The sequence below is a fragment of the Pseudomonas sp. UBA6562 genome, assembly GCF_002434265.1.
Lineage (GTDB): Bacteria > Pseudomonadota > Gammaproteobacteria > Pseudomonadales > Pseudomonadaceae > Aquipseudomonas.
Genome location: NZ_DJJS01000004.1, coordinates 97506 through 124107 on the forward strand (window position 1 = coordinate 97506; position 26602 = coordinate 124107).

The 26602-nt window shown below is 64.5% G+C and carries 24 protein-coding genes; 18 read left to right on the forward strand and 6 right to left on the reverse strand.

Annotated elements, in window-relative coordinates; all coding sequences use genetic code 11:
* Positions 1-4: 4 nt before the first annotated feature.
* The 4 genes from B4M43_RS04660 (at position 5) to lpxC (ending at position 4427) form a co-directional block, all read left to right on the forward strand.
* The gene (locus B4M43_RS04660) at positions 5-874 is read left to right on the forward strand and encodes a cell division protein FtsQ/DivIB (RefSeq protein WP_296264642.1); all 870 of its coding nucleotides are present in this window, start codon (positions 5-7) and stop codon (positions 872-874) included.
* A gap of 14 nt (positions 875-888) precedes the next feature.
* The gene (gene ftsA, locus B4M43_RS04665) at positions 889-2145 is read left to right on the forward strand and encodes a cell division protein FtsA (protein WP_296264644.1); all 1257 of its coding nucleotides are present in this window, start codon (positions 889-891) and stop codon (positions 2143-2145) included.
* 55 nt (positions 2146-2200) lie between these two features.
* Positions 2201-3403: a cell division protein FtsZ gene (gene ftsZ, locus B4M43_RS04670; protein WP_296264646.1), complete on the forward strand. Its 1203-nt coding sequence runs from the start codon at positions 2201-2203 to the stop codon at positions 3401-3403.
* A 112-nt stretch (positions 3404-3515) separates the two neighbouring features.
* Complete coding sequence (gene lpxC / locus B4M43_RS04675; RefSeq protein ID WP_296264647.1) at positions 3516-4427, forward strand: UDP-3-O-acyl-N-acetylglucosamine deacetylase; 912 nt, start codon at positions 3516-3518, stop codon at positions 4425-4427.
* An 89-nt stretch (positions 4428-4516) separates the two neighbouring features.
* On the opposite strand, the gene B4M43_RS04680 is transcribed toward lpxC, so the two are convergent.
* A complete protein-coding gene (locus B4M43_RS04680) occupies positions 4517-4972 on the reverse strand; it encodes a DUF721 domain-containing protein (protein WP_296264649.1) in 456 nt (151 codons plus the stop codon).
* Between the two features lie 337 nt (positions 4973-5309).
* Between B4M43_RS04680 and secA the strand changes: the two genes are divergently transcribed.
* The 4 genes from secA (at position 5310) to B4M43_RS04700 (ending at position 11099) form a co-directional block, all read left to right on the forward strand.
* Positions 5310-8048, forward strand: a complete 2739-nt coding sequence (gene secA, locus B4M43_RS04685; protein WP_296264651.1) for a preprotein translocase subunit SecA — start codon at positions 5310-5312, stop codon at positions 8046-8048.
* A 150-nt stretch (positions 8049-8198) separates the two neighbouring features.
* A complete protein-coding gene (argJ, locus tag B4M43_RS04690) occupies positions 8199-9416 on the forward strand; it encodes a bifunctional glutamate N-acetyltransferase/amino-acid acetyltransferase ArgJ (RefSeq protein ID WP_296264653.1) in 1218 nt (405 codons plus the stop codon).
* Positions 9417-9522: 106 nt separating this feature from the next.
* Positions 9523-10155, forward strand: a complete 633-nt coding sequence (locus B4M43_RS04695) for a glutathione S-transferase family protein (protein WP_296264654.1) — start codon at positions 9523-9525, stop codon at positions 10153-10155.
* Positions 10152-11099: a Nudix family hydrolase gene (locus tag B4M43_RS04700; RefSeq protein ID WP_296264656.1), complete on the forward strand. Its 948-nt coding sequence runs from the start codon at positions 10152-10154 to the stop codon at positions 11097-11099. The genes B4M43_RS04695 and B4M43_RS04700 overlap by 4 nt, the downstream gene beginning before the upstream one ends.
* 47 nt (positions 11100-11146) lie before the next feature.
* Here B4M43_RS04700 and B4M43_RS04705 read toward each other — a convergent pair whose 3' ends face one another.
* Genes B4M43_RS04705 through B4M43_RS04715 form a run of 3 tightly spaced genes read right to left on the reverse strand, consistent with a single transcriptional unit; the run spans position 11147 to position 14694 of the window.
* Positions 11147-11710, reverse strand: coding sequence for a cob(I)yrinic acid a,c-diamide adenosyltransferase (locus B4M43_RS04705; protein ID WP_296264658.1), 564 nt, complete (start codon positions 11708-11710; stop codon positions 11147-11149).
* Positions 11711-11712: 2 nt separating this feature from the next.
* Positions 11713-13740 carry an ATP-binding protein gene (locus B4M43_RS04710; protein ID WP_296264660.1) on the reverse strand — a complete coding sequence of 676 codons (2028 nt, stop codon included), beginning with the start codon at positions 13738-13740 and terminating at the stop codon, positions 11713-11715.
* 36 nt (positions 13741-13776) lie between these two features.
* The gene (locus B4M43_RS04715; protein WP_296264662.1) at positions 13777-14694 is read right to left on the reverse strand and encodes a putative 2-dehydropantoate 2-reductase; all 918 of its coding nucleotides are present in this window, start codon (positions 14692-14694) and stop codon (positions 13777-13779) included.
* Positions 14695-14815: 121 nt separating this feature from the next.
* On the opposite strand from B4M43_RS04715, the gene B4M43_RS04720 reads away from it, so the two are divergent.
* The 3 genes from B4M43_RS04720 (at position 14816) to B4M43_RS04730 (ending at position 17641) form a co-directional block, all read left to right on the forward strand.
* On the forward strand, positions 14816-15301 hold the full coding sequence (locus B4M43_RS04720) for a YajQ family cyclic di-GMP-binding protein (RefSeq protein WP_296264663.1): 486 nt from the start codon (positions 14816-14818) through the stop codon (positions 15299-15301).
* A gap of 113 nt (positions 15302-15414) precedes the next feature.
* Positions 15415-16257, forward strand: coding sequence for a mechanosensitive ion channel family protein (locus B4M43_RS04725; protein WP_296264666.1), 843 nt, complete (start codon positions 15415-15417; stop codon positions 16255-16257).
* 139 nt (positions 16258-16396) lie between these two features.
* Positions 16397-17641 (forward strand): MFS transporter, encoded by a 1245-nt coding sequence (locus B4M43_RS04730; protein WP_296264667.1) that lies wholly within the window; start codon positions 16397-16399, stop codon positions 17639-17641.
* Between the two features lie 29 nt (positions 17642-17670).
* Here B4M43_RS04730 and B4M43_RS04735 read toward each other — a convergent pair whose 3' ends face one another.
* Together B4M43_RS04735 and B4M43_RS04740 are read right to left on the reverse strand one after the other, a co-directional pair.
* Complete coding sequence (locus B4M43_RS04735) at positions 17671-19218, reverse strand: AmpG family muropeptide MFS transporter (RefSeq protein ID WP_296264669.1); 1548 nt, start codon at positions 19216-19218, stop codon at positions 17671-17673.
* Positions 19219-19261: 43 nt separating this feature from the next.
* A complete protein-coding gene (locus B4M43_RS04740; protein WP_296264671.1) occupies positions 19262-19615 on the reverse strand; it encodes an MGMT family protein in 354 nt (117 codons plus the stop codon).
* 151 nt (positions 19616-19766) lie between these two features.
* Here B4M43_RS04740 and B4M43_RS04745 point away from each other — a divergent pair, with 151 nt between their 5' ends.
* The 7 genes from B4M43_RS04745 to B4M43_RS04775 all read left to right on the forward strand — a co-directional run bounded on the left by B4M43_RS04745 (position 19767) and on the right by B4M43_RS04775 (position 26548).
* Positions 19767-20774 (forward strand): DUF481 domain-containing protein, encoded by a 1008-nt coding sequence (locus tag B4M43_RS04745; protein ID WP_296264672.1) that lies wholly within the window; start codon positions 19767-19769, stop codon positions 20772-20774.
* An 87-nt stretch (positions 20775-20861) separates the two neighbouring features.
* A complete protein-coding gene (locus B4M43_RS04750; RefSeq protein ID WP_296264674.1) occupies positions 20862-21593 on the forward strand; it encodes a HugZ family protein in 732 nt (243 codons plus the stop codon).
* 66 nt (positions 21594-21659) lie between these two features.
* Complete coding sequence (locus B4M43_RS04755; protein WP_296264676.1) at positions 21660-22121, forward strand: FxsA family protein; 462 nt, start codon at positions 21660-21662, stop codon at positions 22119-22121.
* A 256-nt stretch (positions 22122-22377) separates the two neighbouring features.
* The gene (locus B4M43_RS04760) at positions 22378-22671 is read left to right on the forward strand and encodes a co-chaperone GroES (protein WP_028696642.1); all 294 of its coding nucleotides are present in this window, start codon (positions 22378-22380) and stop codon (positions 22669-22671) included.
* A 48-nt stretch (positions 22672-22719) separates the two neighbouring features.
* Positions 22720-24360, forward strand: coding sequence for a chaperonin GroEL (groL, locus tag B4M43_RS04765; protein ID WP_296264679.1), 1641 nt, complete (start codon positions 22720-22722; stop codon positions 24358-24360).
* A 180-nt stretch (positions 24361-24540) separates the two neighbouring features.
* Positions 24541-25224, forward strand: coding sequence for a two-component system response regulator ColR (gene colR, locus B4M43_RS04770; RefSeq protein ID WP_296265328.1), 684 nt, complete (start codon positions 24541-24543; stop codon positions 25222-25224).
* Entirely contained in the window at positions 25214-26548 is a 1335-nt protein-coding gene (locus B4M43_RS04775; RefSeq protein ID WP_296264680.1) for a sensor histidine kinase, read from the forward strand. The genes colR and B4M43_RS04775 overlap by 11 nt, the downstream gene beginning before the upstream one ends.
* Positions 26549-26602: the final 54 nt, after the last annotated feature.

Sequence of the window (26602 nt, forward strand, 5' to 3'; positions counted from 1 at the left end):
ATCCATGCAAGGCGCGATGGTACGTCATCAGCAACCCGCCCCCGGCCGCAGCAAGCCGGTGCCGCGTGGTGCCAGCCGACTGGAGGCCACCGAGCCGATGTCGGCGCGCCTGCCCAAAGCCAACTTCTCGGTGCTCAAGCGTCTGCTGTGGCCCGTGTTGTTGGTCGCGGCCGGGTTCGGTGCGTACGAAGGGGCGATCCGCCTCATGCCCTATGCCGATCGCCCGATCAGCAAGATCGCCGTGCAGGGCGACCTCAGCTACATCAGCCAGCAGGCGGTGCAGCAGCGGATCGCGCCCTTCGTGGCGGCAAGCTTCTTCAGCGTCGATCTGGCAGCGATGCGCAGCGAGCTCGAAACCATGCCGTGGATCGCCCACGCCGAAGTGCGTCGGGTCTGGCCCGACGAGGTGGTGGTGCGCCTGGAAGAGCAACTGCCGGTGGCCCGTTGGGGCGACGCGGCGCTGCTCAACAACCAGGGCCAGGCCTTCACGCCGCGCGAGCTGTCCAACTACAACCACTTGCCGCAGCTTGCCGGGCCGCAACGCGCCCAGCAGCAAGTGATGCAGCAGTACCAGGTCTTGAGCCAGATGCTGCGCCCCCTCGGCTTCTCCATTGCGCGTTTGGAATTGCGCGAGCGGGGCAGCTGGTTCCTGACCACCGGCGGCGGCAGCTCGGGCGCCGGTATCGAACTGCTGCTGGGGCGTGACCATTTGCTCGAGAAGATGCGCCGTTTCATTGCCATATACGACAAGACGCTCAAAGAGCAGATCAACAATATCGCCCGCATTGATCTGCGTTACGCCAACGGCCTGGCCGTGGGCTGGCGGGAACCGATTGCACCGACGACGGCCGACCCCGCCGTCGCGAAGAATTAGAGAGAGGCAGGACCATGGCAAACGCGCATAGCGGCAAAATGATCGTCGGGCTGGACATCGGTACGTCCAAGGTGGTGGCGCTGGTGGGTGAAGTCGCCGCCGACGGCACCCTGGAAATCGTGGGCATCGGCACCCATCCGTCACGCGGCTTGAAAAAAGGCGTGGTGGTCAACATCGAGTCGACGGTGCAGTCGATCCAGCGCGCCGTGGAAGAAGCGCAGCTAATGGCCGGCTGCCGCATCCACTCGGCCTTCGTCGGGGTGGCCGGCAACCACATCCGCAGCCTCAACTCCCACGGCATCGTCGCCATCCGCGACCGCGAGGTCAGCACCGCCGACCTGGAACGGGTGCTGGACGCGGCCCAGGCCGTCGCCATCCCGGCCGACCAGCGCGTGCTGCATACGCTGCCCCAGGACTACGTGATCGACAATCAAGAAGGCGTGCGCGAGCCCTTGGGCATGTCGGGCGTGCGTCTGGAAGCCAAGGTCCACGTGGTGACCTGCGCGGTGAACGCGGCGCAGAACATCGAGAAGTGCGTGCGCCGCTGCGGCCTGGAAATCGACGATATCATCCTCGAGCAACTGGCCTCGGCCTACGCCGTGCTGACCGATGACGAGAAAGAGCTGGGCGTGTGCATCGTCGACATCGGCGGCGGCACTACCGACATCGCCATCTTCACCGAAGGCGCCATTCGCCACACCGCGGTGATTCCGATCGCCGGCGACCAGGTCACCAACGACATCGCCATGGCGCTGCGCACGCCGACCCAGTACGCCGAAGAAATCAAGATCCGTTACGCCTGCGCCCTGGCCAAACTGGCCGGTGCCGGTGAAACCATCAAGGTGCCGAGCGTGGGCGACCGTCCGCCGCGCGAGCTGTCGCGCCAGGCGTTGGCCGAAGTGGTGGAGCCGCGTTACGACGAGCTGTTCACCCTGATCCAGGCGGAACTGCGTCGCAGTGGCTACGAAGACCTCATCCCCGCGGGCATCGTCCTCACCGGCGGCACCGCGAAGATGGAAGGCGCCGTAGAGTTGGCCGAAGAAATCTTCCACATGCCGGTACGCCTGGGCGTACCGCACAGCGTCCGGGGTCTGAGCGACGTCGTGCGCAACCCAATCTATTCCACCGGCGTAGGCTTGCTCAGCTACGGTTTGCATAAGCAGACCGATGAGCTGCCGTTGTCCGGTAACAGCAACAACAACAGCTATGGCGATGAACCTAAGGCTCCAGTGCTCGAACGCTTCAAGCGCTGGGTGCAGGGCAATTTCTAAGTTTCAAAGCAGTAGTGGTAGGCGCAACAACTAGAGAACTGTAAGGAGAGGGAAAATGTTCGAGCTCGTAGACAACGTCCCGCAAAGTCCGGTCATCAAGGTGATCGGCGTCGGTGGCGGCGGTGGCAACGCCGTCAACCACATGGTCAAAAGCAGCATCGAAGGCGTCGAATTCATCTGCGCCAACACCGATGCCCAGGCGCTCAAGAGCATCGGTGCGCGTACTATCCTGCAACTGGGTACCGGGGTCACCAAAGGCCTGGGCGCAGGTGCCAACCCGGAAGTCGGCCGTCAGGCCGCACTGGAGGACCGCGAGCGCATCGCCGAGGTGCTGCAGGGCACCAACATGGTCTTCATCACCACCGGCATGGGTGGCGGTACCGGTACCGGTGCAGCGCCGATCATCGCCGAAGTGGCCAAGGAAATGGGCATCCTCACCGTTGCGGTGGTGACCCGTCCGTTCCCCTTCGAGGGTCGCAAGCGCATGCAGATCGCCGACGAAGGCATCCGCATGCTGGCTGAAAGCGTCGACTCGCTGATCACCATTCCCAACGAAAAACTCCTGACCATCCTGGGCAAGGACGCCAGCCTGCTGTCCGCCTTCGCCAAGGCCGACGACGTGCTGGCCGGTGCCGTTCGCGGTATCTCCGACATCATCAAGCGTCCGGGCATGATCAACGTCGACTTCGCCGACGTGCGCACCGTGATGGGCGAAATGGGCATGGCGATGATGGGCACCGGCTGCGCCAGCGGTCCGAACCGTGCTCGCGAAGCCACCGAGGCGGCCATCCGCAACCCGCTGCTCGAAGACGTCAACCTGCAGGGCGCCCGCGGCATCCTGGTCAACATCACCGCCGGTCCCGACCTGTCGCTGGGCGAGTACTCCGACGTGGGTAGCATCATCGAGGCCTTCGCCTCCGACCATGCCATGGTCAAGGTCGGCACCGTGATCGACCCGGACATGCGCGACGAACTGCACGTGACCGTCGTGGCCACCGGCCTCGGTGCGCGCATCGAGAAGCCGGTCAAGGTGGTCGACAACACCCTGCAAACCGCCCAGGCGGTGTACGAGTCGTCCAACCCGGCCGCCGCCAGCCGCCCGACCGAGAAAGCGGAAGTCAACTACCGCGATCTGGAGCGTCCGACCGTCATGCGCAACCAGGCGCACGCCGGCACGTCCGCTGCGGCCAAGCTGAACCCTCAGGACGATCTGGATTACCTGGACATTCCAGCCTTCCTGCGTCGTCAGGCCGATTGATGGAATTTATCAGGACTATAGGGGTGATTGGTATTCATCAAAGGTTGGCTCTGGTATTATTTCCAGCCTTTGTTGATACCTGTTCGCAATTAGCGATGAAGCGGCCAATGCCATGATTAGACAACGCACCCTGAAGAACACCATTCGCGCTACCGGCATCGGCCTGCATTCCGGTGAGAAGGTCTACCTGACCCTCAAGCCGGCGCCCGTCGATACCGGCATCGTCTTCCGCCGTGCCGATCTCGACCCTGTGGTCGAAATCGCCGCACGTGCGGCCAATGTCGGTGAGACCACCATGTCCACCACACTGGTCAACGGTGACGTCAAAGTCGATACGGTCGAGCACTTGCTGTCCGCCATGGCGGGTCTGGGCATCGATAACGCCTACGTCGAGCTCTCCGCCTCGGAAGTGCCGATCATGGACGGCAGCGCCGGTCCGTTCGTATTCCTGATTCAATCCGCCGGTCTCGAAGAACAGGACGCACCCAAGAAGTTCATCCGCATCCTGCGTGAGGTAACCGTGGAGGAGGGCGACAAGCGCGCCACCTTCCTGCCTTTCGAAGGGTTCAAGGTGAGTTTCGAGATTGATTTCGATCACCCGGTTCTACGTAACCGCACGCAGAGCGCCAGCGTCGATTTCTCGAGCACCTCGTTCGTGAAGGAAGTCAGCCGCGCACGTACTTTCGGTTTCATGCGTGACATCGAATACCTGCGCAAGCACAACCTCGCACTCGGCGGCAGCGTCGACAACGCCATCGTGGTGGATGAGGAAGGCGTGCTCAACGAAGACGGTCTTCGTTACGAAGACGAATTCGTCAAGCACAAGATTCTCGACGCGATTGGCGATCTCTACCTGCTGGGCAACAGCCTGATCGGCGAATTCAAGGGCTACAAGTCCGGCCATTCGCTGAACAACCAGCTGTTGCGCAAATTGATCGCCGAAACGGATGCTTGGGAAGTGGTCGTTTTCGAAGACGCCAGTACGGCGCCTATCTCCTACATGCGCCCTGTTGCAGCGGTGTAAGTTCGAACACTCTCTAGTCGTTCTTGAGGCCACCTTCGGGTGGCCTTTTTATTGGGCCCCGATAAGCCGACGACGCGCGAAGGAGTCGATCAATCCTTGCGTGGTCCATGTGCGGCCAAGCGTTCGAGCGCTGCCCGCAGCTTGGGGTCGGTGATGCCTTCGGCCGAACCGCGAATACTGTCGGCCGCATCGCTGGACAGCTCCGGGCCCTGGCCCTGGCGCCTGGCCGGCACCAGCGGCGGCTGCACCTTGAACAGTATGCGGTTCAGGTTCGCGAACGCTTCCAACGCCTGTAACTGGCGCTGCAAGCGCTTCTGCTGATAGCGCAGGCGCGTCGCCCAATGGCCATCGGTGACGATCAGCAACAGCACGCCGTCGCGCCACGAGGCGATGTGGCAGTGGGCCCGTGCGGCCGGCTGCAGTTGGCTTTCCAGCAGGCGCTGCAAATGCGCGATGCGTTCGGCCTGGCTGAGCAGACGGCGCAACGGGCGGGCCTGGCGCAATAGCACGGCAGGAGGAAGGGCGGGGGAGGGCTTGTAGGCCATGGGCGCATGCCAAAACTGACGAAGGCGGCAGTCTAACAGAGGTGCGCGCAAGTGCTGGGGGGCGCTACGTTTGCCTTAATTAAACGAATGTGTCCCGGGTATGCAGAAACATGGCCCTAATCAGTGTCCATAGCTTTCATGATTCGTTGCCTTGAACTTGGCAATAATGACCTTATGTTACAAACGCCCCTGCCAAAGCGCTGTGCCAGCATCGTGGACATCGACCACTTTCCTCACCATCGTTTCCGGGTAGAATGCTCGTTCGCATGCGGCCCTCGGCTGCACGGGCGACTCATGGGGCCGCCCTCCATCCCCACGTGTGGAAGATCCTGCCTATATGTTTGCGCCTTTGTTAAAGAAACTTTTTGGAAGCAAGAACGAGCGTGAAGTCAAACGCATGCTCAAGACGGTCAGCACCGTCAATGCCTTCGAAGAGAAAATGGTCGCCCTCTCCGACGAGCAGCTGCGCGCCAAGACCGCAGAGTTCAAAGAGCGCCTGGCCAAAGGCGAGACGCTTGATCAACTGCTGCCCGAAGCCTTCGCCGTAGCCCGTGAAGCCGGCAAGCGGGTCATGGGCATGCGCCACTTCGACGTCCAGCTGATCGGCGGCATGACCTTGCACGAAGGCATGATCGCGGAAATGCGCACCGGCGAAGGCAAGACCCTGGTCGGTACCCTGGCCGTGTACCTCAATGCCCTGTCGGGCAAAGGCGTGCACGTGGTCACGGTCAACGACTACCTGGCTACCCGGGACGCCAACTGGATGCGCCCGCTGTACGAATTCCTTGGCCTGTCCGTGGGTATCGTTTCGGCGTTCCAGCCACCCGAGATGAAGCGCGCCGCCTATGCCGCCGACATCACCTACGGCACCAACAACGAATTCGGTTTCGATTACCTGCGCGACAACATGGCGTTCAGCCAGGACGAGAAATTCCAGCGCGAACTCAACTTCGCCGTGATCGACGAAGTCGACTCGATCCTCATCGACGAAGCGCGTACCCCGTTGATCATCTCCGGCCAGGCCGAAGACAGCTCCAAGCTGTACATCGAGATCAACCGCCTGATCCCGACCCTGACCCAGCACATCGAAGAAGTCGAAGGCCAGGTCACCCAGGAAGGCCATTACAGCATCGACGAGAAGACCCGCCAGGTCGAACTCAACGAAGCCGGCCACCAGTTCATCGAAGAGATGCTCACCCAGGCAGGCCTGCTGGCCGAAGGCGAGAGCCTCTACTCGGCGCACAACCTGGGCCTGCTGACCCACGTCTACGCCGGCCTGCGCGCACACAAGCTGTTCCACCGCAACGTGGAATACATCGTGCAAGACGGCCAGGTGCTGCTGATCGACGAGCACACCGGCCGCACCATGCCGGGCCGCCGCCTCTCCGAGGGCCTGCACCAGGCCATCGAGGCCAAGGAAAACCTGAACATCCAGGCCGAAAGCCAGACCCTGGCCTCGACCACCTTCCAGAACTACTTCCGCCTCTACAACAAGCTGTCCGGCATGACCGGCACCGCCGACACCGAAGCGTTCGAGTTCGCCCAGATCTACTCGCTCAACGTGATGGTGATCCCGCCGAACAAGCCGCTGGCGCGCAAGGACTTCAACGACCTGGTCTATCTGACCTCCGAAGAGAAGTACCAGGCGATCATCGCCGACATCCGCGAGAGCATGGCCCAGGGCCGTCCGGTACTGGTCGGTACGGCCACCATCGAAACCTCCGAGCACATGTCGCGCCTGCTCACCCAGGAAGGCATCGAGCACAAGGTGCTCAACGCCAAGTACCACGAGAAGGAAGCCGAGATCATTGCCCAGGCCGGTCGCCCGGGCGCGCTGACCATCGCCACCAACATGGCCGGTCGCGGTACCGACATCCTGCTGGGCGGCAACTGGGAAGCCGAGGTCGCGGCCTTGGAAGACCCTTCCGCCGAGCAGATCGCGCAGATCAAGGCCGACTGGCAGAAGCGCCACCAGCAAGTCATCGAAACCGGCGGCCTGCACGTCATCGCCTCCGAGCGCCATGAATCGCGCCGTATCGACAACCAGCTGCGTGGCCGTTCCGGCCGTCAGGGCGATCCGGGTTCGAGCCGCTTCTACCTGTCGCTCGAAGACAGCCTGATGCGCATCTTCGCCTCCGACCGCGTGAAGAACTTCATGAAGGCGCTGGGCATGCAGTCCGGCGAGGCCATCGAGCACCGCATGGTCACCAATGCCATCGAGAAGGCCCAGCGCAAGGTCGAAGGCCGCAACTTCGACATCCGCAAGCAGTTGCTCGAATACGACGACGTGGCCAACGAGCAGCGCAAGGTCATCTACCACATGCGCAACAGCCTGCTGGCGGCCGAGAACATCGGCGAGACCATCGTCGCCTTCCGCCAGGAAGTGCTCGACACCACCATCAGCCAGCACATCCCGCCGCAATCGCTGCCTGAGCAGTGGGACGTGGCCGGTCTGGAAGCTGCGTTGTCCAGCGACTTCGGCATGAAACTGCCGATCCAGCAGTGGCTCGACGAAGACGACCACCTCTACGAAGAGACCCTGCGCGAGCGACTGCTCAGCGAGATCACCACCGCTTACACCGAGAAGGAAGACCAGGCGGGCGAAGAGGCGCTGCGCAGCTTCGAGAAACAGATTCTGCTGCGCGTGCTGGACGACCTGTGGAAAGACCACCTGTCGACCATGGACCACCTGCGCCACGGTATCCACCTGCGCGGCTATGCGCAGAAGAACCCCAAGCAGGAGTACAAGCGCGAGTCGTTCACCCTGTTCCAGGAGCTGCTGGAGTCGATCAAACGCGACGCCATCCGCGTGCTGTCCCATGTGCAGGTACGCCGCGAAGATCCGGAAGAGGAAGAGGCGCGTCTGCGTCGCGACGCCGAGGAGTTGGCCAGCCGCATGCAGTTCGAGCACGCGCCGGCGCCAGGTCTGGACGTCGACCCCGAAGCGGTGGAAGAGCCGACCGCGGTGGTCGCAGCCGCAGAGCCCGTGCGCAACGACCAGAAGCTGGGTCGCAACGAGCTGTGCTGGTGTGGTTCGGGCAAGAAGTTCAAGCACTGTCACGGCCAGATCGAGTGACACGGGCCGCATGGCCCATCCAGGCCAGGTGACACACCTGGCCTGACGATCGCAACACCCGGGGCCGCTCAGCGGCCCCGGTCATTTTTCAAGCGGCTGCGCCAGTGAAGGCGTGCCGATACCCCCACTGTTTTGTCTAGGAGCGCTTACATGGCTGTCGGTCTTGGTCCTCTGCCCACCTTGCACCCGGTTCCGGGTTTTGAACTCGGCATCGCCTCGGCGGGCATCAAGCGTCCCGGACGCAAGGATGTGGTGGTGATGCGCTGCGCCGAAGGCTCCAGCGTGGCGGGCGTGTTCACCCTCAATGCGTTCTGCGCGGCGCCGGTGATCCTCTGCCGTCAGCGCGTGCAAGGCCCGGTCCGCTACCTGCTGACCAACACCGGCAATGCCAACGCCGGCACCGGCGCGCCGGGCCTGGCAGCAGCCGAGCGCACCTGTGCCAAGCTCGCCGAACTGACCGGCGTCGAAGCCAGCGCCGTGCTGCCGTTCTCCACCGGGGTGATCGGCGAGCCGCTGCCCGTGGAGAAGATCGAAGGCGCCCTGCAAGCGGCCCTCGACGACCTGCGCGAAGACAACTGGGCCATGGCCGCGACCGGCATCATGACTACCGACACCCTGCCCAAGGGCGCCAGCCGGCAGTTCCAGTTCGACGGCCAGACCGTCACCGTCACCGGCATCAGCAAAGGCGCGGGGATGATCCGCCCGAACATGGCGACCATGCTCGGCTACATCGCCACCGACGCCAAGGTCGCCCCGGCGGTGCTCAAGGACCTGATCCTCGACGGCGCCAACAAGTCGTTCAACCGCATCACCATCGACGGCGACACCTCGACCAACGACTGCTGCATGCTGATCGCCACCGGCCAGGCCGACGTGCCGGAAGTCACCCAGGCCTCGGGCGAGCTGTTCGAAGCGCTCAAGGCGGCGGTGTTCGAAGTGTGCATGGAAGTGGCCCAGGCCATCGTGCGCGACGGTGAAGGCGCCACCAAGTTCGTCACGGTGCAGGTCAACGGCGGCGGCAACCCGCAGGAGTGCCTGGACGTCGGTTACGCCGTGGCGCATTCGCCGCTGATCAAGACCGCGCTGTTCGCCTCCGACCCGAACTGGGGGCGCATCCTCGCCGCCGTAGGCCGTGCCGGGGTGCCGGATCTGGACGTGAGCCTGATCGACGTGTACCTGGGCGACGTGTGCATCGCCAGCCAGGGCGGGCGCAGCGCCAGCTACACCGAGGAGCAGGGTTCGGCGGTGATGGCCCAGGCCGAAATCACCATCCGCATCGAGTTGGGCCGTGGCGCGTGCAGCGAGACCATCTGGACCACCGATCTGTCCCACGAATACGTCAAGATCAACGCCGAATACCGTACCTGATCCCCCCCGCCCGGCGCCGGCCTAGCCCCGGCGGCCGCGGCCCCATGCGCCGTCGACGGCACTCCAGTGCGCGTCGATGGCGACCTCGTACCGCCTGGAGTCCACCATGAGCTATCACCTGATCATCGGCGACAAGCGCTACTCCTCCTGGTCGCTGCGCGCCGCCTTGGCGCTGGACCTGACCGGGGCTCCCTACCAGCAGACCTTGGTCAAGCTCAAGCAGCCCGACACCCGCGCGCACCTGCTGCAGCACTCGACCACTGGCAAAGTGCCGGTGCTCAAGAGCGAGCACGGCTCCATCGCCGATTCCCTGGCCATCGCCGAGTACCTTGCCGAGCGGCATCCGGACGCGCAGCTGTGGCCGCAGGACATCGCCGCGCGCGCCAAAGCCCGGGCCGCCTGCGCCGAGATGCATAGCGGCTTCGCCGAGCTGCGCACCGCCATGCCTTTCGATGTCACGCGCGATCAGGCGCTGGAACCGATGCCCGCGCAGGTACAAGCCGACATCGACCGCATCGTCGCCCTCTGGGCCGAATGCCGGACGGCCTGCACCACGCCCGGGCCGTTCCTGTTCGGCGCGCCGGGCATCGTCGATGCCTTCTTCGCACCGGTCGCCGTGCGCCTGCGCACCTACCGCGTCGAGGTGCCGGCGCAGGCGGCGGCCTACATCGAAGCCATCTATGCCTGGCCGGCGTTCCAAACCTGGCGGCAGGCCGGCTTGGCCGAGGCCCAGGCATGAGCCGGGTGCATGTGGTGGCTGCCGTGATCCGGCGGGCCGATGGTCAGGTCCTGTTGGCCCAGCGCAGCGCCAGCCAGCATCAGGGCGGGCTGTGGGAGTTTCCGGGGGGTAAGGTCGAAGCGGGGGAGGCGGTCGAGGCGGCACTGGCGCGCGAGCTGCGCGAGGAGTTGGGTATCGAGGTCAGCGCCTCGCGGCCCTTGATCACCGTCAGCCACGACTACCCCGACAAGCGAGTGCTGCTGGAGGTGCGCGAAGTCAGCGCGTTCACCGGCGAACCCCACGGTGCCGAAGGTCAGCCACTGGCCTGGGTCGCCCCGCGGGATCTGCCCAGCTACGAATTTCCCCAAGCCAACCGGCCGATCGTGGCGGCGGCGCGCTTGCCGGACCAGTACCTGATCACCCCAGACGACCAGGACCCTGGGCAACTGCTGCGCGGCATCCGCCAGGCCGTCGCCAATGGCATCGGCCTGATCCAGCTGCGCGCGCCCGATGGCTACGACCCCAAGTACCGCGACATCGCCGTGGATGCCGTGGGTCTCTGCGCCGGCAAAGCGCAACTGATGCTCAAAGGGCCACTGGAGTGGTTGGGCGACTTCCCGGCAGCGGGCTGGCACCTGACCGCCGCGCAGTTGCGCAAATACGCGGCCAAGGGCCGGCCGTTCCCGACGTCACGTTGGCTAGCGGCCTCCTGCCACGATGCCGAAGAGTTGGCATTGGCCGAACAGATGGGCGTGGATTTCGTCACCTTGTCGCCAGTGCAGGCCACCCAGACCCACCCCGAGGCGACGCCTCTGGGTTGGGAGCAGGTACAGAGGTTGATCGCCGGGTTCAACCAGCCGGTGTTCGTGTTGGGCGGGGTCGGGCCGCAGCAGCGCGAGCAGGCCTGGCAGGCGGGCGCGCAAGGTGTAGCGGGGATTCGAGCGTTCTGGCCGAACGTCGAGTGATGGGAGGGTGAAGAGGCGGCCGACGCCAAAGCGCCGGCCTGCCGTGCTTACACAGGCCGCTTGGCCGCTTCCCAGAGTACTTCGGCCACCCCCTGACGGCGGCCGATGATGCGCGAGGCGACGAACAGCAGGTCCGAGAGCCGGTTCAGGTAGGCCAGGCCTACGGCGCCCAGTGGTTCCACCGCGTTCAACTGCTGGCAACGGCGCTCGGCCGTACGGGCCTGGCTGCGGCAGACATGAGCTTGGGCGACCAACGCCGAACCGCTGGGCAGAATGAAGTTCTCCAACGGCCCCAATTCTTCGTTCCACACATCGATGGCCGCTTCCAGACGCTCCACCTCTTGGAGGGTGAGCCCCTGGTAGCTGGGCATCGCCAGCTCGCCTCCCAGGTCGAACAACCGATGCTGACACGGGGCCAGCACGTCGCTCACCTCCGTCAGCCCGTGTTCGGCGAGCCCTGCCAACAACAGCCCCAGGTGGCTGTTGAGCGTGTCCACTTCGCCGATGGCCTCGACCCGCGGATGGTCCTTGGCAACCCGGCGCCCGTCGCCCAAGCCGGTTTCGCCTCGGTCACCGGTGCGTGTGTAGATCTTCGAAAGGCGATAGCCCATGGTCATGGCTCCATAGCGGGTGACGGGCTGGCCGTCGGGGTCAAGGGCAGGCGCAAGGTAAAGCAGGTGCCGTGGCCGAGGCTCGACTGCACCTCCATCTGGCCCTTGTGGTTATTGGTGATGATGAAGTACGACACCGACAGCCCGAGGCCGGTGCCCTGGCCGATGTCCTTGGTGGTGAAGAAGGGTTCGAAGATGCGCTTGCGCACGTTTTCGGACATGCCCATGCCGTTGTCCTCGACCTGGATTTCCGCCCAGGGCGGGCTCATCCGCGTGCGGATGGCGATGCGTCCCGGCTCGCTGGGTTGGGGGCGCTGGTGGATGGATTGCGCAGCGTTCTTCAGCAGGTTCAGCAGCACCTGCTCCAGTTCGTTGGCGATGACCGGCACCGGCCCCAGCGCAGGGTCGAATTCGCGCAGGATGGCCTGGCCCTTGAAGTCGAAACCCACGCTCAGGTCGAAGTCGTTGCCGGCGATGTCCACGGCCTGGTCGATCAACGCCGGCAGTTCGCACGGCACCAGCTGGCGGTTGCTCAGGCGGCTGAAGCTGAGCATGTGGGTGACGATCTTCGCCGCCCGGGTACCGGCCTGCTGGATGCCGTCGAGCAAGTGCGGCACCTGGCGCTCGTGCAGGTAACGGTCGACCGCGGCCAGGTCCACAGCCAACGCCTGGGCGGTTTCCTGGTTGCGCGGCAGGTCCGCCGACAAGCGCCTGCGCAGGTTCTGCACGTTATGCAGGATGGCGCCCAGGGGGTTGTTGATTTCATGGGCCATGCCGGCGGCCAGACCGCCCACCGAGAGCATCTTCTCGGACTGCACCATCATTTCTTCCAGCGACAGGCGCTGGGTGATGTCGTCGATGCGGATCACCACACCGCGGCCGCCTCCGCCGGTCAGGGGGTAGAAGGTCAGGGCGTAGTGCCGGGGGCTGTCGCCGTGGTTCCAGGTCACCCGCTCCACCTCGGCGACACGATGGTGCTCGACGCTGTCCTTGAGCTGCGGCAGGAACGGCTTGAGCGGCTCGAAGGCGAGGAAGATCGGCTGGTTCAGCGCCTCGCTCAAGGGCGTGCCGGAGAGCGCCGTGGCGGCCTGGTTCCATTGTGTGACGTACAGTTGTTCGTCCAGGGCGATCAGCGCCGAGGGCATGGAGTCGATGATGCTGTTGAGGTAGTTCTGAAAGCCGGTGAGCTTTTTCTCGATCTTGCCGCGCACCTGGACTTCCAGCTCCAGCTTGCGGTTGGTGTGGCGGGTTTCCTCGGCCAGGCCCTGGGCCTGGTCGAAGGCCGACTGGAACTCGTCGCGGGCGCGCTTGAGCTGCTGCTCACGCGCCTCGATGCGCGACAGCATGGTGTTGAAGGCGTCGGCCAGGCTGCCGATCTCGTCGTCGTTGCCGCGTTGGGCGCGCAGCGCGTAGCTCTCTTCGCGGGTCACCTGGCGGCTGAGCTCTTCGAGCTGGTTGATCGGGCGGGTAATCAGGCGCTTGATCTGCCGCGCCACCACCAACCACAGCAGGCAACCCAGTACCAGAATCGCCAGGCTGGCGGTAAGGGTGCCGGTGTAGAAGGCACCGGGCAATTCGCTGCTGGCCACCAGCAGCAAATGCGCGGGCGGGCTGCCGGGGCGTGGCAGGGTGATCACCTGGGTGCTGCGAAACTCGCGCAGGCGCCAGGCGTCGATGTTGCGAAAGCGGTGGGGCAGGGCCAGCGGCTCGTCGCGCTGCAACTGCGCCAATTGCCGGCCGTCGCTGCCGTACACGGCCGCCGCATGCAGCGGTGAGTAGCTCTCCAGAGCGTTGAGCAATTGCTCGGCCTGCTCGCTGGAATCGCCGGCGCGGGCCGCCAGTGCCGGATTGTTCGCCAGCCGGCCGATGGTCTGCAGGGCCTGGGGGGCCATGCTTTCCTGGGTGATCCAGTACGCGGCGCTGATGAAGGTGAGGTTGGCGACCACCAGAATGGTGACCAGCAGCACCAGCAGGGCGGCGAAGAGTTTCTGCCCGACCGGCAGGTTGTCCAGGCGATGGCGCAGGTTCATGGGCGCACGTGTTCCCTGTCGGTTGGAGGAGCGCGGTCAGACGCTGGGCAGGCCGCGCGCTTGCAGGCTATCGACCAGGCGCTGGCGCAGGTGTTCAAGGCGCGGCACGGGCAGCTGGTGGCGCGCCGCGCAGCGGCAGGCATGGCCCAGCAGGTAGTGGATCTCGGTGCGGCGCCCGGCGCGCACGTCCTGGTGCATCGAGGAGTAGTTGGCAGCGGTGGCGAGAATCACCCGCTGCACGTCCTCGGCCAGGTCCTGGGCGGCGTCGGGCTGGCCACAGCGTCGCAGCAGAAGTGACAGCTCGGCGCACAGGCCCTCGATTTCGTCGAGGTGGCCCAACAGGCCGCCGTTGCGGCAGCCGTGCAGTACGGTCAGCGGGTTGATCGCGCAATTGAGCGCCAGTTTGCGCCATAGGCGGGTGAGGATGTCGACGGTCCATTGCGCGGGGATGGCGGCATCGTGCAGGTCGTCCAACCATGCCGGTGGCGTGGCCTGCAACGGATCGCCCAGCCAGGTGAAACCCTGGCCGGCGAAGCGTACCGCGAACGGCGCCTCGAGAAAGGCGCCTTCGGTGCTGGAGGCGAAGATGCAGCGTGCGTGGGGCGCCTGTTCGGCGACCTCGTCCTGGCTGCCCAGGCCGTTCTGCAACAGGATCAGCTCGGCACCGGGCGCCAGTCTGGGCAGCAGGCCGGCGATGGCCGGCGCGGCATCGTAGGCCTTGCAGGCCAGCAGCAGGCGGTGGATCGGCGTGTCCGTACTGGCCGTCTGGGCGGGCACGGCGTAATGGCTACGGTGCTCCTGCTCATGCAATGTCAGGCCGCCGGCGGTCTGGTAGGCGTCCAGCGCACGCTGGTCGCGCAGAATCAACTGCACCGCCTTGCCTGCCCGCGCCAGGCGGCAGGCCCACAGGCTGCCGAGGCTACCGGCGCCGAGAATATGCCAGCTGCTGCTCATCTGCGTTTCGCAACCCGTTATAATGGACCCGCATTTTAACCCTCAAAACACCCGCGCTCCACCGCCTGGGCCGTTGGCCGAAGGCGTGTCGAGCGCGCCGTTCATTTATGGAGAGTAACCCATGCCTTCGTTCGACGTGGTATCGGAACTGGACAAGCACGAAGTGCAGAACGCTGTCGAAAACGCCATCAAGGAACTCGACCGCCGCTATGACCTCAAGGGCAAGGGCAGCTTCGAGTTCAAGGACAAGGAAAAGACCGTCGCCCTCACCGCCGAGGCCGAGTTCCAGCTCGAAGCGATGATCGAGATCCTGCGTCTGGCCTTGGTCAAGCGCAAGCTCGACGTCAAATGCCTGGAAGTCAAAGACGCCTATGCCTCGGGCAAGGAAATGAAACAGGAAGCGGTGTTCCGCGAGGGCATCGACAAAGACCTGGCCAAGAAGATCGTCGCCGAGATCAAGGACGGCAAGCTCAAGGTGCAGGCCGCCATCCAGGGCGAGCAGGTGCGCGTCACCGGCAAGAAGCGTGACGACTTGCAGGAAGCCATCGCTCTGCTGCGCACCAAGGAATTCGACATGCCCTTGCAGTTCAACAACTTCCGTGACTGATTCGAGCGCGCCAGGAACCTCCCTGGCGCCGGCAGGGTCCACCCCTCCCGTGCCCGCTGCCAGCCGGCGGCCGGTTTCAACGTGTACGTGCCGCTCGGCATCAGGAGATAAACATGGATTTGAACGCTGAAGTCGATCAGCTGGTTCACCAAACGCAAACCTGGATTCCCTTGATCCTGCAGTACGGCAGCCGCCTGCTGCTGGCACTGCTGACCCTGGCCATCGGCTGGTGGGTCATCAACCGGCTCAGCGCACGGTTGGGCAAATTGGTGGGGCTGCGCCACTCCGACGCCGCCTTGCAGGGCTTCATCGCCACGCTGGCCAACATCGTGCTGAAGATCCTGCTGATGGTCAGCGTGGCCTCGATGATCGGTATCGAAACCACCTCCTTCGTCGCCGCCATCGGTGCTGCCGGTCTGGCCATCGGCCTGGCCTTGCAGGGCAGCCTGGCCAACTTCGCCGGCGGGGTGCTGATTCTGCTGTTCCGTCCGTTTCGCATCGGCGACTGGATCGAGGCGCAAGGCGTCAGCGGTACGGTCGACAGCATCCAGATCTTCCACACCGTGCTGCGCACCGGCGACAACAAGACGGTGATCGTGCCCAACGGCAGCCTGTCCAACGGCATCATCACCAACTACAACCGCCAGCCGACCCGTCAGGTGGTGTTCAACGTCGGCGTGGACTACGACGCCGATTTGCAGAAGGCCCGTGAAGTGCTGCTGGACCTCGCCAAGGACCCGCGTGTGCTGCCCGATCCCGCCCCTGCGGCGGTGGTGTCCGAGCTGGGCGACAGCTCCATCACCGTGTCGCTGCGCGTCTGGGTGAAGACGCCGGACTACTGGAGCCTGATGTTCATGCTCAATGAGCAAACCCGCGACCGCCTGCGCGCCGAAGGCATCGACATTCCGTTCCCGCAGCGGGTGATCCGCGTGGTACAGGAAGCCCCCGCACAGTAGACCCTGCTGGGTCGTACAACCTGTGGGAGCATCGCGAGATGCTCCCACAGGCGTTTCTGCCCTTACACTTGTTCACAGCGCCGCCCCTGGCGTTGTGGCATATAGCCTGCCACTCATACCTTCCTGCCGATTTCGATCCATGAAACCACTGCTGCACATCACCCCGGCCCGCGCGCTGCTGTTCGGGCTCACCCTGGCCTTGTTCGAGCTGCTGACCTACCTGGCCAGCGATGCGGTCATGCCGGCCATGCCCAACGTGGTCGCCGACCTCAAGGCCAGCCCCGAGTACATTCCCCACGCGCTCAACCTGTACCTGCTGGGCGGGGTACTGTTGCAATGGCTGATCGGCCCGCTGGCCGACCGCTACGGGCGGCGACCGTTGCTGCTGACCGGCTGCCTGCTGTTCGGTGCGGCATGCCTGGGCACCTATTGGGCGCATGACATCACCCTGTTCAACGTATTGCGCCTGTTGCAGGGGGTGGGCCTGGGCTTCGTGGTCACGGTCAGCTACCCGGCATTGAACGAGGCCTTCAGCGAGGCCGACGCCGTGCGCATGATGGCGCTGCTGGCCAACATCGCCTTGCTCTCGCCGCTGCTCGGGCCTCTGGTCGGTACGCTGATGCTGCAATGGCTCGACTGGCGCTGGCTGTTCGTGGCCTTCGCGGTGGGTGCAGTGATGACCTGGGGGCTGTTGTACCGGCTGATGCCGGAAACCCTGGGCGTCGAGCGGCGCGACGGTTCACGCTTGCCGTTCACGCCGATCGAGCTGCTGCCGCTGTTGCGCGGTTACGGACAACTGCTCGGCAACCGCCGCTTCGTCGCCGGCAGTGCGGCGCTGGGGCTGGTGGGCTTGCCGCTGATCGCCTGGATCGGCCTGTCGCCGGTACTCTTGATCCACGACGAAGGCTTGAGCGCGATGGCCTATGCGCTGTGGCAACTGCCGGTGTTCGCCGGGCTGATCCTGGGCAACCTGATCATCAACCACATCGCCGACCGCTACCCGCTGGCGACCCTGTTGCGCGGTGCGTTGCTGCCTTATCTGGCTGGCTTGGCCGCACTGGTGCTGGCTACCTGGTTATGGCCTTCGGTGCCGAGCGTGGTGCTGGGCCTGTCGTTGTACGCGGCGGGGTTGGGAATCGCCAACGCGGTGCTGTACCGCTTGACGCTGTTTTCCAGCCTGCAGAGCAAAGGCCTGGTGTCGGCCATGCTGGGCATGATCACCATCGCGTTGTTGGGCGTGGGTGGCGCGCTGCTGGCGGTGCTTGGCGCCGGCGCCAGCCTGTTGAGCTTCGCCGTGGCGGCCAGCGCGGCGGGCGCGTTGGCGCTGTGGCCGCTGTGGTCGATCGTCGGTGCGCGTTCCGGGCAGCAAGTGCCCGCAGCGTAGGGCTGGGGAGCGATCGCTCCCCAGCGCTATCAGGATTTTTCCGACGGTGGCTCGGCCGCCGCGCCCAAGGCGCCCGGCCGCGACTGCTGGCGCCATTGCAGGGCGATCAGAATCAAGGTCGGCACGCCCAGCAACGCTGTGATCATGAAGAAGTTGTGGTAACCGAACTTCTCCACCATGACCCCGGAGTAACCGCCGATCAGACGTGGCAACAGCAGCATGATCGAGCTGAGCAGGGCGTACTGGGTGGCCGAGAACTTGAGGTTGGTCAGGCTCGACAGGTAGGCGACGAAGGCCGAGGTGGCCAGGCCCGAGCTCAGGTTGTCCAGCGAGATGGTCAGGATCAGCATCTGCAGGTTCGGGCCCATGTCGGCGAGCATGACGAACAGGACGTTGGTCGCCGCCGAGCTGACCCCGCCGATGAATAGGATCGGCAGAATGCCGAAGCGCACGATCAGCAACCCACCCACGCCCGCGCCGAGCAAGGTCATGATCAGGCCGAAGATCTTGCTGACGCTGGCGATCTGGTCCTTGGTGAAGCCCTGGTCGATGTAGAAGACGTTGGCCATCACGCCCATCACCGTATCGGACATGCGGTAGGTGGCGATCAGCCCGAGCAGCAGCAGCGCTTGCCAGCGGTAGCGCTGGATGAAGTCGTTGACCGGCGTGAGCACCGGCGCCAAACCGCGCCGGCCCATGGACGACAGGCACGCCCAGGTCAGTAGCACATACAGGACCAGGCGCATGAAGGCCCGGTCGTCACGCGCCAGGTCGAGCATGGAGGCATTGCCGAACACTACGCTGGCCCAATCGGTGTTGAACATCTGGGTGAAGCTCGCCGGTACCGACACCAGCAGGATGATCAGCACGAACACCGAAGCCAGCTGGTGGCCCAGGCCATAACGCGCAGCCGACAGCTGGGTGCGCAGCGGCACTGGCGGTTCGCGCATGATCAGCGTGGTGAATACCGCCGGCAGCATGATCACGCCGAACAGCACGTAGGTGCCGGTCCAGGCCTTGTGCAGGTAGCTGAAGCCGGTCGAGCCGAACCATTCGGCGAAGAACAGCGCACCGGCGGTCGCCAGCAGGGCCGCGACCCGGTAACCGGCCATGTAGCTGGCGGCCAGGGCGGCCTGGCGCTGGTCGTCGGCGATTTCCAGGCGGTAGGCGTCGACGGCGATGTCTTGCGTGGCCGAGGCGAAGGCGACCAGCACCGCCAGCGCGATCAACCAGGACAGGTGCTGTTGCGGATCGCACAGGCCCATGCCGATCAGCCCCAGCACGACCAGGGTCTGCGACAGCAGCAGCCACGAGCGACGCCGGCCCATGCCGCCGAGCAGCGGCAGGCGCCATTGGTCGAGCAGGGGCGACCAGACCCATTTGAAGGCGTAGGCCAGGCCGATCAGGCTGGCGTAGCCGATGGTCTCGCGGGCGACCCCCGCTTCGCGCAGCCACACCGACAGGGTCGAGAACACCAGCATGTAGGGCAAACCGGCGGCGAAGCCGAGCAGCAGAAGCACCAAGGTCGAGGGACTGGCGTAGGCAGCGAGCGCAGCGCGCCAGGTTTTACGGGACATCGGCCACTATCTGCCTCAAGGTTGCATGAACAAAACGCGCACTCTACCCGCTGTGCTCCACCGGGCGCCAGCCATGTCGGGCCATATCCACACGATCGGCGCTGATTGGCACGCCCTCGGCGCGCAGCCTGGCGCGTTGCTCGTCCCCGGAAGGCGTACCGCTGGCCAGGCTCAAGCGGCCGTTGGCGGCCAGCACCCGGTGCCAGGGCAGGCGCGTGCCTTCGGGCAGTTGGCTCAAGGTTCTGCCGACCCAACGGGCCGCGCGACCCAATCCGGCCAGTTCGGCCAGTTGCCCGTAGCTAACCACCTTGCCGGCGGGCACGCTGGCCAAGACGCCATACAGCGCCGTTCGTCGGGCTTGGGCGCTCGAAGCGTCGGGTATGAGGGGGTCGTTCATCGGTACGCACCTGCTGGCATGGGGCCCTCCAAACGAATGGCTTCAAATGAGAATGGAACTCAACGCCAAAGTGGGTGTCTGTGCTTGCTCTGACCGCGGCGATCTGGATAATGCCCGGATTTTTCCACCTTCCGAGCCTTTCGATCCGCTTATGTTCTCTCGAGCTTTGCTGTCTATTGCCGTCGTTTCCCTGTCCGCTCCGGTATTGGCCGACACCGTCTGGATGAAGAACGGCGACCGCCTGACCGGCACCATCAAGGTTTTCGACGGCGGCAAGTTGCTGCTCGACACCAAGTACGGCGGCGCTATCGCGCTGGACTGGAAAGAGGTCAAGACCCTCGAAAGCGACCAGCAGTTGCTGGTCAAGCAAGGCGCCTATGAAGGCGAACGCGCCAAGTCGCTGCAACCGGCCGAGGCGGGCAAGGTCATCCTGGCCAATGGCGAAGCGCCCAAGACCGTCGAGCTGGCCAGCATCGAGCAGATCCTCAAGCCCAAGCCCGTGGTCGAAGACCTGGTCTGGAAGGGTCGAATCGACGCCGCGCTGGACTACAAACGCGCCGAAAAAGACACCGACAACTACGACATCGGCTTCAAGACCAGCGCGCGCCACGGCCGCTGGCGGCACACCGCCGACGGTGAGTACAACCGCGACACCCAGAACGACGTCACCACCAACGACAACTGGAACGTCGAGTACTCGCTCGACCGCTTCCTGACCGACCAGTGGTTCTGGCAAGGGCGCGTCGACTACACCCGCGACCATATCGAAGACCTCGAACGCCAGCGCACCGTCGGTACCGGCCCCGGTTACCAGTTCTGGGACGACGAACTGGGCGCCTTCTCGCTCGGCAGCCTGCTCAACCGCACCGACTACGCCTACCGCGACGGCGGCAAAGACAGCTTCTATTCCGTGGCGATGAAGTGGGACTACAACCGCTACCTGATCGGCAAGCGCTTCGAATTCTTCACCAACGGTGAAGTGGGCAAGCCGCTGGGCTCGGTCGCCGACTACTCGCTCGATGCCGAGCTGGGCGTGCGTTACAAGGTGACCGAATGGGCGTCGCTCAACCTCAAGGCGGAGCGGAACGTGATCAGCGGCACCGAGGACAGCGACCTGGAGAAGACCCGCTACACCGCAGGCTTCGGCGTCAACTGGTAAGCCGCTGGCAGCGCTCTGGCGGCTGGCACCTGACGGCGTAAATGACTATCGTGTGCCCGGTCATTTCTTCGTCAGGAGCCACCCCCTGTGAGTACCCCCGCCCATCGCCCAGCCCGTGAGCTGTTGCTCAAGGAATACCGGGGCGTGCTGTCGACCCACTCCAAGTCCATGCCCGGTTACCCGTTCGGTTCGGTAGTGCCTTATTGCCTGGACGCGCAGGGCTGGCCATTGCTGTTGATCAGCCGCATCGCGCAACACACCCACAACCTCAAGCAGGACGCCAAGTGTTCGCTGCTGGTGGGCGAGCGTGACGCCGAAGACGTGCAGGCCGTGGGCCGTCTGACGCTGCTGGCGCAGGCGCGCAAGCTCGACGAAGCCAGCGCCATCGCCGCCGCTGCCGAGCGTTACTACCGTTATTTCCCGGAAGCGGCCGGCTACCATCAGGCCCACGATTTCGATTTCTGGGTGCTGGAACCGGTACGCCATCGCTACATCGGCGGCTTCGGCGCCATCCACTGGCTCGACGACGTCACCCTGGCCAACCCTTTCGCCGGTAGCGTCGAGGCCAGGATGATCGAACACATGAACAGCGACCACGCCTCGGCCATCGCCCATTACGTTGCCCTCAACCCACTGCCAGTCACGCCGCCTGCCGCACTGGTGGGCATCGACAGCGAAGGCATGCACCTGCGTATCGGCCAGGCGCTTCATTGGTTGCCCTTCGGGCAGACCTGCAATAACCCGACACAAGTTCGCGAAGCCCTGGTTTTACCGACCCGCGCCGAGCAATGGCCCACCTACGAAACGCCTGCGGGTTGAAATGCAGAGTCGTCGCAACCATCTAGAGGTCTCACAGCAAGACTGTCTTGCGCGAGGATTCCTGTAATGCGTGTTTTTCTCCTGCTTCTATTGATCTTCCCGGTGCTTGAGTTGTTCGTCTTCGTCAAGGTCGCCGGGGCCATCGGATTTCTGCCGGCGTTGCTGCTGATCATCGCCGGCTCCGCCCTGGGCCTGCTGGTGATGCGCGTGGCGGGCTTGGCCACGGCGCTGCGTGCCCGTGAAAGCCTGCAGCGCGGCGAACTGCCCGCCGAGCAGATGTTCCAGGGCTTGATGCTGGCCGTCGGTGGCGGCCTGCTGCTGATCCCGGGCTTCGTCAGCGACGTACTGGGCCTGGTCTGTCTGTTGCCGTTCACCCGCCATTTCGTCGCGCGCAAGCTGCGCGCCCGTGTCGAGGCGCAAGCCGCCCGCCAGCGGGCGTTCCGCGACGAGCCCTTTGCCGCCCAGCCGCGCGAGGGCCTGCAACGGCCCAACGTCATCGAAGGCGAGTACGAGCGCCGCGACCAATAATCCCGCCCTCCTTGCAACGGCCCCATGACGGGGCCGTTCGCATTTACGTTCCCCGTGTCTGAAAAAATATTTTTCTACGGCCTTGTAATCGACGTTGCCGACCTCATGTATGGGACACCGCAAGGTTTCTGGCGCACATCGCCAGACATGACAGCGATGGCTCGCCCACGGCGGGCCATCTCCGGCGACGCCGGAACGCATTAACCGCCGGTGTCGACACCGGCCGATGAAAACCACAATTTGGGAGAGATCGACAATGAAGCTTCGTCCTCTGCATGACCGCGTAGTCATCCGTCGCAGCGAAGAAGAATCGAAAACCGCTGGCGGTATCGTCCTGCCGGGCAGCGCGGCTGAGAAGCCGAACCGCGGCGAAATTGTTGCCGTCGGTACCGGTCGAGTTCTGGACAGCGGCGAAGTCCGCGCCCTGGCCGTCAAAGTGGGTGACAAAGTCGTGTTCGGTCCGTACTCGGGCAGCAACACCGTGAAAGTCGACGGCGAAGACCTGCTGGTGATGAGCGAGAACGAAATCCTCGCTGTCGTCGAAGGCTGATTTCCCCCGATTTCCGTGACCCCACAGAATTTCAAGGATTAAACGATCATGGCTGCTAAAGACGTAAAATTCGGCGATTCCGCCCGTAAGAAAATGCTCGTTGGTGTCAACGTTCTGGCTGACGCCGTCAAAGCCACCCTCGGCCCGAAAGGCCGTAACGTAGTCCTGGCCAAGAGCTTCGGCGCGCCGACCATCACCAAGGACGGCGTTTCCGTCGCCAAGGAAATCGAACTCAAGTGCGCGTTCGAGAACATGGGCGCGCAGCTGGTCAAGGAAGTCGCTTCCAAGGCCAACGACGCAGCCGGTGACGGCACCACCACCGCCACCGTCCTGGCACAAGCCATCGTCAACGAAGGCCTGAAAGCCGTCGCTGCCGGCATGAACCCGATGGACCTCAAGCGCGGCATCGACAAGGCCACCACCGCCGTCGTCGCCGAGCTGAAGAACCTGTCCAAGCCGTGCTCCGACTCCAAGGCCATCGCCCAGGTCGGCACCATCTCCGCCAACTCCGACGAGTCCATCGGCCAGATCATCGCTGAAGCGATGGAAAAGGTCGGTAAAGAAGGCGTCATCACCGTCGAAGAAGGTTCGGGCCTGGACAACGAACTGTCGGTCGTCGAAGGCATGCAGTTCGACCGCGGCTACCTGTCGCCGTACTTCGTCAACAAGCCAGACACCATGGTCGCCGAGCTGGAAGGCCCGCTGCTGCTGCTGGTCGACAAGAAGATCTCCAACATCCGCGAACTGCTGCCGGTGCTGGAAGCCGTTGCCAAAGCCGGCCGTCCGCTGCTGATCGTGGCTGAAGACGTCGAAGGCGAAGCGCTGGCGACCCTGGTCGTCAACAACATGCGCGGCATCGTCAAGGTCGCTGCGGTCAAGGCGCCAGGCTTCGGCGACCGCCGCAAGGCCATGCTGCAGGACATCGCCGTCCTGACCGGCGGTACCGTGATCTCCGAAGAAATCGGTCTGTCCCTGGAGACCGCTACCCTGGAGCACCTGGGCAACGCCAAGCGCGTCGTCCTGTCCAAGGAAAACACCACCATCATCGACGGTGCTGGCGTTGAAGGCGACATCCAGGCGCGCGTCACCCAGATCCGTGCCCAGATCGGCGACACGTCGTCCGACTACGACCGTGAGAAGCTGCAAGAGCGTCTGGCCAAACTGGCCGGCGGTGTTGCCCTGATCAAGGTCGGTGCCGGCACCGAAGTCGAAATGAAAGAGAAGAAAGCCCGCGTCGAAGACGCCCTGCACGCTACCCGTGCGGCCGTCGAAGAAGGCGTGGTGCCTGGCGGTGGTGTTGCCCTGGTGCGCGCCCTGGCCGCACTGGTCGACCTCAAAGGCGACAACGAAGACCAGAACGTCGGTATCGCACTGCTGCGCCGCGCCGTCGAAGCGCCGCTGCGTCAGATCACTGCCAACGCCGGCGACGAGCCAAGCGTCGTGGCCGACAAGGTCAAGCAGGGTTCGGGCAACTACGGCTACAACGCCGCGACCGGCGAATACGGTGACATGATCGAGATGGGCATCCTGGACCCAGCCAAGGTCACCCGGTCCGCGCTGCAAGCGGCCGCTTCGATCGGTGGTCTGATGATCACCACCGAGGCCATGGTCGCCGAACTGCCGGAAGAGAAATCCGCAGGCGGCATGCCTGACATGGGCGGCATGGGTGGCATGGGCGGCATGATGTAAGCCAGCCTTACCCTCGCTGTAGGAAAAGCCTCGCCTCGTGCGGGGCTTTTTCGTTATGGCGCGTCAGTTGTTTCACTGGCAGGTCCAGGCTAAATGACCCGCAACGCTGGCGCCGCCACGACCGAAAGCCTTAAGCTGCGCCAGCCGCGCAGCACCCCCAGCACTGCACAGGAGAACCCGATGCGCATTCTTTTGGTAGAAGACAACCGCGACATTCTGGCCAACCTCGCCGACTACCTCGGCATGAAAGGCTATACCGTCGATTGCGCCCAGGATGGGTTGTCCGGGTTGCACCTGGCGGCGACCGAACACTACGACCTCATCGTGCTCGACATCATGCTGCCCGGCATCGATGGCTACACCCTGTGCAAACGCCTGCGCGAAGATGCCCGCCGCGATACCCCGGTCATCATGCTCACCGCCCGCGACCAACTCGACGACCGCTTGCAGGGCTTCCGCTCCGGCGCCGATGACTACCTGCTCAAGCCTTTCGCGCTGTCGGAGCTGTCGGCGCGCATCGAAGCGATTCTGCGCCGTGCCCAGGGCGGCGGGCGGCGCACGTTGCAGGTGGCCGACCTCAGCTACGACCTCGACACCCTGGAGGTCACCCGCGAGGGTCGCCTGCTCAAGCTCAACCCGGTCGGCCTCAAGCTGCTCGCCGTGCTGATGCAGAAAAGCCCGCACGTGCTGCGCCGTGAAGTGCTCGAAGAGGCGCTGTGGGGCGACGACTGCCCCGACAGCGACAGCCTGCGCAGCCACGTCCACCAACTGCGCCAAGTGATCGACAAGCCGTTCGACAAGCCGTTGCTGCACACCGTGCATGGCGTCGGCTATCGCCTGGCCGAGGGTCGTGATGGAGTTTAAGCAGAGCCTCGCGCAGCGCATCATCATCGCCTTCGCGGTGATGAGCGCCCTGGTGGCCGGCGCCTTCGGTATCGGCATCGTGTCCACCGTGCACCTGGTGGAGGAGCGCTTGATCTCCTCGGTCCTCGGCGGCGACCTGCAGCGTTTGCTGCGCATGGACAGCGTCAGCGACTGGAGCCACCGACCGCGCCCCGACCAGCTGTTCTATTTCGACGGCGGGCGCGACGACTTCGAGCTGCCCCGAGACTTGCGCCATCTGGAAACCGGCTTCCATGAGGTGTTCCGCGATCAACTGTCGTACCACGCGATGGTCGAGGTGGTCGATGGCCGGCACTATGTGCTGCTGCAGGACCAGAGCGACTTCGAAGAGCGCGAGCGACTGCTGTTCGCCGTGGTGCTGGTGGGCTTCGTGCTCAGCCTGGTGCTGGCCACCGTGCTGGGCTGGCTGCTGGCAAGGCGGGTGATGGCGCCGGTGATCCGCCTGGCGCGCCAGGTGCGGCACCGCGATCAGTTGTTGGGCTTGGCACCGCCCCTGGCGCCGGACTACGCCGCCGACGAAGTGGGGCAGCTGGCGGTGGCCTTCGACGACACACTGGGCCGGCTGCGCGATGCCCTGACCCGCGAACGGCTGTTCACCAGCGACGTCAGCCACGAACTGCGCACGCCGTTGATGGTGCTGGCGACCTCCTGTGAACTGCTGATGGTCAATCCCAACCTCGACAGCCGTTCGCGCAGCCAGGTCGAGCGTATCGCCCGCGCCACCGAGGAGATGCGCGAACTGGTCAAGACCTTCCTCATGCTGGCCCGTGCCCAGCATGACGAGAATGCAATCGCCTCGCGCGCCACTGTACGCGAGGTGGCCGACGACCTGATCGGGGTGTGGCGCGACACCGTCGAGCAGAAGGGCCTCGCGCTCTACTACGACGGCCGGGTCAGCGCCGGCCCACAGCAATACAACGCCACGTTCCTGCAATCGGTGATGGGCAACCTGCTGCGCAACGCCGCACATTACACCGACAGCGGTTACATCCGCCTGAGCCTCAACCCCGATGGCTTCAGCGTGGAAGACAGCGGTGTCGGCATCCCTGAGGAGCAGCGCGAGGCGATGTTCAAACCCTTCGTGCGTGGCGCCGAGCGGCGTGGCGAGGGCCTGGGTCTGGGCTTGTCGCTGGTGCAGCGGATATGCGACGACCAGGGCTGGCAGGTCAAGCTCAGCGCGACCTTGCCCCATGGTTGTCGTTTCCAGGTGGACCTGTGCGGTCCGAAAGAGGTGCTTGATCTGAAAGGCGAGGCCCACAACGTCCTCTCCAACGAGCAGACTTAGCAGCGAGTCTCAGTGGTCTGCTTGTCGATGTCCGTCGTTTGGGCTTGCGTGCGC